Here is a 10,941-nt window from a genome sequence, read left to right as displayed (position 1 = left end):
ATTGGAGCGAAAAACATAAGGTATGAAGAGAACCCCTGGGGAAACGGAAACCCTCATTCTATGGCCCGATCACAAATGGTTTTCCCACGTTCTTCATGCCGTTGATGTGGATTGAAATGTATCCGGGCGCCGCTGAAGCACCTGTGGGTGCTGCACAGTGTTACCGGTCTCACGATCTTTGGTCATCCCCCGTTACTTTAGTTTAGGATCGCAAGGCGCAGGTTCACTTGTGTTGATGTAGAGCAGGTCCCGGACATCGATAAAACCATCGCCATTAACATCATCAGAATTGGGAGAACGCCAACTGAGGATGAGAAAATGAAGATCCCTAAGAGTATTGCAACCATCTCCATCTAGATCGAGATATAGAGCATTCAGGGCAACCAGAATCGTGGTTTGCTCAGTCACCGTTTCCGTTTTATCACTGGCGGATAGGCCGTAAGTCGTAGTTACCTTGGGGGGTGGATCGAGTTCGAAAGGATTCAGACTAGATGTGTCTCCGGTTGTCAGGTTTTGCCAAGTGAACGTCACAGGACCTTGGGCACACTCTGCAAATGCCTGTAACACGGGGGGATCCAGACCTCGTGCCCCCGGTGAGCTTATGCGGATTCTCAGAGGGCCGCCTACGGTCATCGTTGCCTGAACGGAAGTTTCCTGGCCACAAGGATTGGTTACTACACAGTAATATGAGCCTTCATCTCCCAGAGAGACCTCATCGATGGAGAGACATGAGGCCTGGGCGCCGGGTATGGGGCTATCGTTGTGGTACCACTGGTATTGGAAAGGGTCGGCGCCGTTCACCCCGATGCACCAAACCAGATCTTCACCGGGACAAATGATCTGACCCGTGGGCTGCTCTGTAATTGTTACGGGTTCGACCACTGTCAGAGACGTCGGAGAGGAAATCATGCTTCCATGCGGATTAGTCACGACGCAATCGTAGGTGCCGGCATCGAAGGATTCGATCCCACCCAGAATCAATTCCCGACCATCCGCGGCGTTAATAGGCAGTCCGTTCTTTCTCCATTGATAAGAAAGAGGCGCTGAGCCGCGGGCAGTCACTTGGAAAATAACCATTTGAGATTCGCAAGCAGTCGTATCAGACGGACTTTGCAAAATCAATGGGGGTTCTTTTGCGCTGATTTCCAAGGACAGGCTCTTTTGGTCTTTGGAGTGATCGACATCTGTGACCTGGACTTCAAATAAAAATGATCCGGCCACTACGGGATTACCTGAAATTATACCTGAGTCGGGGTTCAATCCCAACCCGGGGGGCAGAGTTCCCTCAATGACGGCCCATTGGAGAGGAGGGTTGCCTCCACTGGCAGAAAGTGTCGATTTATAAGTGGCTTGGGTCGTGCCTTCCGGCAGTGTCGCGGTGATGATGCTTGGCGAATTTTCCGAAGGCTGAGCAAGAAGACTGGAAAACAAACCTTTGCCGGCGGTGGCCGCATAGATGGGACGGGTTCCCACCTGTGTTCGTTCACTCGGATGCCCGGGTCTGGATAGTCGGCTGACCAGTGGCTCGGTCAATCCCTCCTGAAAGGATCTCCACCCTTTGCCCAAACCACCGAGTCGATGAACACCTCCCGCTACTTCGGAATACAGGGATGCCAACAGGTCTCCGTTCAACGGGTCGAAAGACAATGAAGTCACAGGAACCCCTGCCGGCAGCCCGTGATCGAGCTCATGCCAGTGCTCACCGTCATTATCGGTATAGAACACACCGGAAATACCTGCAATCCAGAGACGGTTATGTAAAGCCGGATCGACCATGATATCCAGAACCCACCGATCATGTGAGCCATGACCTGACACACCATTCCAGGAAAGACCCTTATTATCAGACCAGGCGATCCCATCTCCTCCGATCATACTGACCCAGATACGATTTCCATAGGCTTTCTCCTGTAGCTCTACACCTGTGAGCCTGAGGGTAGGGAGCCCTGAACTCGATGTTGTATAGGTCTGCCCTCCATCGTTGGAGTAAATGAACCCATCGGTAAGGGAAACCAGATAGATGCGCCTGGGTTTCGTACCCCTGTCTATGGCGATATCGGCAATCTGTGGGGTTGTCAAAGTAGTCGGCGACCACGAAGCCGCCAAGTCATCAGAAATAAAAAGACCCTTATCGGTTCCCGCGTAGACGGTCTGGTTGTCCTCCGTGTCGATCAGCAAGGCATTTATATAATGGTTCAACAGACCATTGCTGCTGGGGAGAAACGTCTTTCCTCCATCCACGGATAGTTGCACGCCATAGCCTCGCGTTCCGATCAGTAAGGTATCTTCCAAAGCAGCGGAAACATTCACCAGATCCGATACAGTGCCGAAGTCGATGAGCTTTTCCCAGGTCTGACCATCATCGGTAGATCTGAATGCCCCTTCTTGATGGGTTGCCGCATAATAGGTACCGCTCCGGGTCGGATGACTGATCAGGGAGCTGATGCTCTGGTGGTCGAGTATGGTGGCAAGAGTAGACCAGCTGCGACCGGCATCTTCGCTTAATATGAGCCCGCCAGGTTCGGTAAATCCCGTATTACCGCCTCTGCCTACCAGACCAGCCATGGCCCGGGTCGGATCGTTCGGGCTCACCACCAGACTTTTGATGCGAGAGGCCGTACCGTGATGCCATTCGTCGATTATGGGATCGTAGGCCATGACTCCCGTCAGGCCTCCCACATAAATATAGTGTGGCGCAGAGTCCGAGATCTCCAGGGTGTAAGAGAAATGCGGCCCCAGTGATTTCAGGAACGACCACTGTTGTCCTCTGTCTTCGGTAACATATAACCCATCTTGCCCCAGGGTATAAAAGGTCCCGGGTCTGGCTCGGGAAAAACGAGAGATACCTTCGCCCGAATGAAACAGGAGTGACTGATAAGGGTCCGGCGGCACGTCGATATCCGGGATTTCATTCCAGGTTTCCCCCATATCTTCGGAGACCCACAGGCCACCGATCTCATAGACGGCAGGGTTGCCGGGATACACCCAGACCAGACGTGCAATGATGCTGGAATCGTTTGGGTCAATAGCAAAATCGACGACCTGTCCATAACGGCCATTATTGACGACATTGCGGTTGCCGAATTCGAGATTTGGCCTGAACCACTCGAGACCTCGGTTCTTCGAAACCCAGAATCCATTGGGATTCTTCAACACATACACATTGGGATCTGTTTCCAGAATCACGGGAAGCGTGTTGATGAAACCGGAGCCGTAATTGTAATTCTGGAACCCGGTTTGCGAGGAAACCCATTTCTTTCCGTCGGTTCTTGTCAGATAGATGCCTTTGTCCACGGAGGAGACAAAGAGGGAATCAGGATCCGATCTGTCAATAGCCATTCCGTTGAGCTGTACATCCAACAAGCCTCCATTCTTTGATTTCCAGGACAGGCCACCATCCTCTGTCTTCAAAATACCCTGACTTTCTACATAAACGTAAAAAGACAGGGGTTCGAGAGGGTGAAAATCGAGAATCGAGGGTATGTCGTTGATCCCCGGAATCATTACTTCGGTCCATGTGGCGCCGCCGTCGTTGCTGGAAAACATCCCCTCATCGGTGGTTGCAACAAATCGCTCACCGAATTTTTTGCAGAGGTAAATATCCTGGACGTAGGGGATCGATATAATCTGCCAGGTAGAACCGTGATCCAGACTTCGAAAGAGAACATTGTTATAGTATGGCCAGACCGGAAAGGCCAACACATCGGCGGGGTCGTTCCTGGAAACTGTTACCTCCAGTGGAAGCGGTAGCGGTGTCTGCAGCATTTGCCAACTGTTGCCGTGATCGGCCGAATAAAATAACCGGCCCCTATAAGTCTGATTGCTGCCGGGACCGTCACAATCGCCCTGGCATCTGCCTCTGAAGGATACATAGATATGGTCCGGGTTCGGGTCGAATATGCTTATGTTTCCTTCCCGGGTGGATGGGTCGATCTCAAGATTGAAATCGATAGGCTCGGTCCGGTGCCAGATATCTGTATCAAGTTCGGAATAAATTACCTCATAGGGATCCGAAAACGGTGGATTGGAGCATATTAGGGAATCGCCGAGCACAAACGTACGGCCGTCGGAGGTTCTGGTGAGGTCCATGAGCTTTCCCCCGGTAGCTACATTACAAAAAGACCAGACTCCAAAAGATCCACGCTCCAGGTCGAGCCTGATCAGGTTTCGCATGGACAGATACAGAGGGCTTATTATCCAGGCATAGGCTCCACTTCCCCAGATATCGCCCACAGATGCCGTCATATAACTGACCGCCTGCCATGAATCTCCATCGTCCCAGCTCTCCTTGATATATCCCATCAGTGATTTCCGGTAATAGGTCAAGAGGTGCTCCTGGTTTGTGGGATCGAAGCTCATTCCCGAGATCTGGAGATACTGGTTCCCCAAGCTGTACCAATCCGGATCTCCGGGCTCGAAGACATCGAGAGTAAAGCTGTGAAGATCACCAGCACCATCCATATCCGTCACCCCCAGTGTCATGGCAAACAAACCGGTTTCGATGGGAATGCCCTCGATCGAGCCGTCATCTTTCAATGTCAAACCAGGGGGAAGCTTGCCTCCCTGCAACGACCAGGTCAAAGGGGCGGCCCCTCCTCTCGCTTCCAATCGGCCGGAGTAATAGCGATTCAGACGTCCATCTCCGAGATGTCGGGATACGATTTCGGGCTGTTCCAACACGTGTACTTTCAGTTGAAAGGGTCGTTCTTCACTGAGAGGTGGGGTGGCCTTGTCGGTAACGCGCACCACGAAATCATAAGTACCGGGCTGAACACACATCCCAGAGATCAGCCCCCCGGTGCCCAAGGTGAGTCCTGGAGGCAATGTGCCCTCAATTAAAGACCAGCGATACGGCGCGCTGCCGCCCAAAGCTCTCAGACTCTGTCGGTATTGGCTGCCTTCTGCGGTCGTTGGCAGGGAAACTGTTTCGATAAAAAGGCCAGACGGCAGAGGAATGGCAGGATCCAACGCCAGATCCGTGCTTACCTTGCCATATCCCCAACGCCCATTGGGCAGGCTCCCAGTCTGCTTGTCGGCCAGAGCTGTATGTCGCAACATATTGCGAATCTGAATCGAATCCAGATCACCCGAACGAGACAGGAGACGGGCCGCCAATCCTGTCACCACGGGTGCAGCAAACGAAGTGCCTTCGGAGACGGCATAAAAGGCCTGCCCCAAAGGCGCTGTCAGCAATGCCTGCGGATCTTCCAGGTTGTGATTGCGATACATGGAAAAGGGCGAACTCAGTGGCATCGCCCGACTGCTCACGGCTCCCAGAACCAGCTCGCCAGGTGCGGTGATATCGGGCTTGATTCGACCGTCACGAGTTGGACCTGGAGATGAAAAAGAGGAAATGCTTCCGGGAACAGCATACTGGTCGACTCGGGAACGCCCGTTAATGTCTATCCACTGGGTCACAAACCGGGTGCCGGGATCATGATGTGCATGGCTACCCACAGCAATACCGTTGAACGCCCCCGCCGGCTTGCCTATCAAAAAGGAATTGTCGGCGGGCGCGACGAAACGGGGAAAGCCGCCACCCACCATCGAAGATTCACTCAACCAACCGTGATACAGGCCTTCCTCTCCTATGCGGCTGCCTTGCACTCTGATATGCCAATGGCCGGCAGCTGGAGTCACGTCATCCTGCTCGCTGATCATGATGACCGCCTGACGCGCACCTCCGTTGGCGCCCATGGTCGACATGAAAATGTGGCCGGCTTCGGTGGTCTGGCTGATATGGGCGAAAGCACCTACTTGAAGGCTGATCTCTTCGTCTGGAGCAGTGAGCAAAATTTCCAGCGCATCGTTGGCCTCGTAGACCAAATGAATCACCACCAGATCATTGCCTTCTCCCGGCATCGGTTCGGTGTACGGGGGAATATGCAGCACGTGCTCGTTTGACAAGCCGTTGAATGCCTTATCAACGATGTGCCTGAAACGATCGCCTTTGTTCTGGGAAGCATTGCCGGCGGCGATCACTACCGCTTTGCCCGGTTTGCCAACACCTGTAAGCGCATCGACGGCCGCTTCCTCGGGGGCGCTGCCGTCGTGATTGCCGAATATCGTTCCCAATGAGAGATTGATCACATAGGGTTGGCCTCCCGCCGCTTCATCGATAAAAGCCATGCCGTTGATCACATCTATGGAATGGAAATCCAGTGTTCCCTCCACTCGGGTTGCCTTGACCACGATCAGATCTGCACCTGGGGCCAGACCGGGCAAGAGGGGATTGCTGCCGGCGGCTATGGACAAACCATGAGTACCGTGTCCCGTGGTATCAACGGATGGAAAATCTTCTGTGTTGCTCAGCGCCTGATCGATCTGGGCTCTGGAAAAAAGGGTCCCACCAAATGGTCCGTTCCCATCCAGAATGCCATCACCATCCGTATCGCCGGGCAGAGAAAGGTCGAGGATGTAGATAATTCGGGTCGAGCCGTCTTCATTGCGAAAATCTCTGTGAGTGATGTCCACTCCCGTATCGAGGTAGGCCACAATTACACCGGCACCCACATCCATGTCCAGCGGTGCCCCGCCAACAAGAGGTGCTTTCTCCGATTCCAGTCTGCTCTGCACGTGGATCTGCTGATTTCCAGGGCTCATTACCCGACTCATTCGTGCGTTGTCCAATCCTTCGAGGGCAATCAGGTGTGACAGCCTGCCTGCGGCGATGGTCCCCGTATGCACAGAGCCGATACGGGCCTGGGCATGGAAACCGCTAAGAGCCAGACGAGCCGGGTCACCGTGGTAATCCAGGACAACCGGTAGCACGGCATCACCGGAGACGCTGAAAGCTGGCGGATAGCCTGTGAGGGCTGCTACCCTGTGTCTGACCCAATTCTGCCTGCCTCTTGTCTTACTTTTCTCAGGCAGCAATGTGTACCGATGGATTATGCGAAGCGCCGGGCCCAATTTCCGGCTACAGGTGATTTCATCGGCTGCCAAGCCCCAGCCGACCAGTAGAATCAGGAGGAAATAGTTGTAGCTCATTGATTACCTCACCTTTGACAGGGTGCTTTAGCTGACATTGATGTAGAGCAGGTCAGGTCTGTCCATAAACACCGTTCCGTCACATCGTCGGTTATCGGCTTGAGCCATCGCTGTGCTGCCAGGTAGAGATCTTCAGCGATGGTACAACCGTCGCCATTGAAATCGCGGACAAGCGGACAAGGATTGGCCATGAAATTGAAATACCTACCCTCATCACCTGCGGGCCCCAGCTGATGATGAGGGTTACTGGGCTCGGCAGCAGCGAGTGAGATAGCCAACAGGGTCACCTCAAGCCGCACTGATATATAATGAAAACCTATTTGCCGCATACGTATCGCTCTCCCGCCTCTTCGTCTCCCGGCAGCAACACCGCCACCCAGTTCGGTGCGGCGTCCGGACCGTTTAGGGATTCTTCAATGCTCTGCAACAACTGTTGCTCACGAACCTCGTTTTTCAGCAAGTCGTAACGCAGCCGTGCAAAGGCCAGCACGTCGGCGGCATGTTCACCGCGGTCCAGGTCATGCAGCAGGCGGGCATAGCGCAACAGGTTGTCGGCGAAGAAAAGAGTGTCAGGCTCGTGTAAACAGCCGCTCTCGAGACCCAGGCGGTAGAAATGGGCCGCACGGGAAAGTCTTTTGCGTGCGAGAGCCTTTTCCCCTCGAGCAATTAAGGCAACAGACTCGTTGTGATAGAGATACCCCATGCCCGCCTGGGCAATACCCACATAGAGAGGGGTGCCCAGCCTCTTGTATGAACCTATTGCTGCTGTATACATGGCCTCGGCCAGATCGAAGGCATTCAGCTCGAGATAGGTTCCCGCGGTATTCAGGTAGAGGTGAGCCAGCAACCCCTTGGCCGAAAGCTGTTTGGCCAGTTCGATGGCCTTGTTGCTCGCCCGTTGGGTGCCATCCAGGTCGCGGAGAATGCTGTGAGTGAGCGCAATATTGGATAATTGCTCGATACGGCCCCTCGGATTGCCGATATCATGGAAAAGTGCTTCGGCCTGCTGAAAGGCGGCAAGGGCACTGAAGTGATCGTTGTTGTAACCCAGGCCAACGCCTTTGATGGATTTGACCTTGGCCAGAGCATTTGTGTCGCCTATGTCCTGGTAAATCTGGGCTGCCAGGTCACAATGCTGCTGCCAGGACTGATCCTGTGCCCCTCCACCCATGACCCTGGCGGCACATAACAAGAGTTCAACCCTAGCGCGGAAGGGCGCCGTGTTCAACCCTCCGACGCTCCCATCATCCAGATCGCGTAGAATAAGTGAAGCCGTGCGCTCCTGTTCCTCGAAAGCCCCCATTCGTCCGTGAGCCAGTGCTCTCTCCAGCGCCAACCGGATCCTCAGAACGGTGGAAAAATTACGATCATGGCTCTTGATTGCATCGAGCGTCGCCAACGCCTTATCGGGCATGCCTCCGCCCAATTGGGCCCGGACCAGAGAAAGACCGTGATCTCCATCCGGGCGGTCGTTGTGAACAGATGTTTGCCAGAGCACCGTGTAATAGTCCACCGCCTTTTCCCATTGAAGGGTGGTTTCCAGGAAACGCCCCTGCAGGCTCACCCAAACCCCGTTGAGCTGCTTCTGATCGAGCGCCTTGGACAACATAAAGCCCTTCTCGGCGAAATCCGCGGCTTCTTCCGCAAAGCCCAGAGCTGAGCAAGCCTGAGACAAACCGAGGAAACCCAGAGCAAATTTGGGATCGCTGTCTACCGCCTTCTGATAATGAGCCCGTGCCTGAAAAGGTTTGAATTCCCGGAGTGCTCGTGAGCCCAAAGCATAGAATCGCTTGGCCTCGTGATTGGAGAAAGCACTTAGCACCTGTACCTGCTGTTCTGCCGACACCGGTGGCAGCCCCAATTCTTTGCGAACCAGAGCATCCGTTTCCACGACGAGCTTATCGATATGATCCATATGCTCTGTGGGCACACTGACGGTATACCGGCTGTGATAGGCGGCGGTTTTGGTTTCACGCAGGCAAAAGCTGAGAAAGAGCTCACCGCTTGTCGAGCGCTGATAGTTGCCGTAGAGCACAAGTTCAGCACACAGGGTTTCCCTGATGCGGTCCAGGTCAAAGACATCCAGATCATCTTTCCGCAATTGGGTGAGGTCGTGTTTCTCATATAGGGCCGTATCTTCTCGGGAGACGGTTTTGAACCTTCCCGCAGCGCCCAATTGAATGGGCAGCATGCTCAACAGGGAGTCACCGATCCAATCACGGTCCTCGTCTCCAGTGAGATTCTGGAAACCCAGCAGCGCGACGGGAATGGGTCCGCTGAAATCGCCCCACGAGGATGTTTGTTCTACCTCACGGCAGTGCTCGTCGAGACTCAAATCGATATCAATGGGCACATTGGGGCGAAATGGCAGCGTGCGAAAGAGCTCACGAGAACAATCATTGACCAGAATTCCCAACCGCAGCTGCTCTCTCAAGCCGCGAACCGCAGTGAAAGAGAAGCGACCGCCATCCCGTTTTTCTAGCATCTGTTGATCCAGGGATTCTGCTTCCAGAATACGGATAAGGGCCCGGGTGGGCGGCGTTCCCGAAACCGTGATGTGACCCACGATATCCACCGGCGGCAGCGTAGGTCGTCTGCGCAGTTGCTCAGGCTGCAACATGATCTTACCGGACTCGGGTAACACCACGGTCTGGGGATAGTATCCCAGGATTTCGATGGTAAGCATCACGGGACCAGATATGTTCACCTGATCGAAGCGAAAATGACCGTGATGATGAGGTTCGAGGCTGCGGGAATTATCCAATCGATCAACACCGATCAGGGCAACTGTTACATATTCGGCGGGATCATCGCCCAGAAAGATAGAACCCTTGACATCCCGCAATGATGGGAGTTTTGAGAGCGGGTCGACTCCCTCCTCTTTAGTTTCCACCTGATACCACATACCCCAGAGAGCAACGACAATACCGAGCACGGCGATCGCAGTTTCCAAAATACGGCGCCTGTCGGGCTTCCAGCCGAACGGTCGGGATCGCCTAGAGTTTTCGGGCTGCTTCGCTTGGGGCCACGAGCCCGTACCCACGAAACAATAATCCGACCGGTCATGGCCGCTGAGTGCTTTCTCCAATGCCCGAACGAATGTCTTGCCGTTCTCGAAACGTGAAACTGGTTTTGGATGCAGGGCACGCAGGAAGAAATCATCGATGCCGTCATCGTACGTCCTGGGTGCGGCGGCATGTGCATGGGGGGTCAGTGCTTTCGTATCAGGCACCAATTGGGGGCGCATTCCCCATAACAGCTCATGGGCAAGAATCCCCAGCGCATAGAGATCTGCACGACCGTCCAGAGTATTTCCCAATAATTGCTCGGGGCTGGAGTATTCTACAGTCCCCATATAGACGGGTTGGTCGGACACGTGGGTGACAGCGCTGTGACCCCCTCGCGCGACGCCGAAGTCGATGATTTTTACCTTCAGATCACCTTGCACCATGATATTGGCAGGCTTCAGATCACCGTGAACAATACCTTGCCTGTGGGCATAATCCAATGCGTCAGCGATCTGGGTCAGAATCCGAAGCGCCAGCTCCCTGTCCAGGGCACTTTCCCGCGCCAACTTTTGCTTCAGGGTTTCTCCACGAATGTATTCCATGCAGACGTAAACCTGGTCTTTCTCATCTCCTGCATCATGGATAGTGACGATGTTCTCGTGATTCAGGCTTGCAGCCAGCTTGACTTCTTTGAGAAAGAGCTTTTTGTTCAAGTCACCTGCCTCTTTCAGCACCTTGACCGCAACCTCACGGTTGGAAACAGGATCGCGGGCCAGGAACACCTCGCCCATTCCACCTGTACCCAACGGCCTGATAATGGAATATCTGCCACATTGATGATTCATGATTCCTCCACTCGGGTATTTATACTTTCAGGGGAAAAACACGAGTGGAAAGGATCAGCATGGGGTGTTTTTTGTCTCCTCTCGGCTTGATTTTTCAG

2 protein-coding genes are annotated in these 10,941 nt (G+C 53.9%); both read right to left on the bottom strand.

Translation table 11 applies throughout. The features are described 5' to 3' along the window. Positions 1–192: 192 nt before the first annotated feature. Positions 193–6,990 carry a S8 family serine peptidase gene (locus J3U87_RS34545; protein ID WP_237380700.1) on the bottom strand — a complete coding sequence of 2,266 codons (6,798 nt, stop codon included), beginning with the start codon at positions 6,988–6,990 and terminating at the stop codon, positions 193–195. Between the two features lie 316 nt (positions 6,991–7,306). Continuing rightward, a complete protein-coding gene (locus J3U87_RS34540; RefSeq protein ID WP_237380698.1) occupies positions 7,307–10,843 on the bottom strand; it encodes a serine/threonine-protein kinase in 3,537 nt (1,178 codons plus the stop codon). Positions 10,844–10,941 lie beyond the last annotated feature (98 nt).

The organism is Sulfidibacter corallicola, from assembly GCF_017498545.1.
In the GTDB taxonomy this organism is placed as follows: domain Bacteria; phylum Acidobacteriota; class Holophagae; order Acanthopleuribacterales; family Acanthopleuribacteraceae; genus Sulfidibacter; species Sulfidibacter corallicola.
The sequence above is the reverse complement of the archived record's forward strand: the minus strand, read 5'-3'. Positions and strand labels throughout refer to the sequence as shown.

Excerpts from the sequence above, each read along its gene's own strand:
- J3U87_RS34540 (WP_237380698.1), bottom strand. The coding sequence starts at position 10,843 with ATGAATCATCAATGTGGCAGATATTCCATTATCAGGCCGTTGGGTACA.
- J3U87_RS34545 (WP_237380700.1), bottom strand. The coding sequence starts at position 6,990 with ATGAGCTACAACTATTTCCTCCTGATTCTACTGGTCGGCTGGGGCTTG.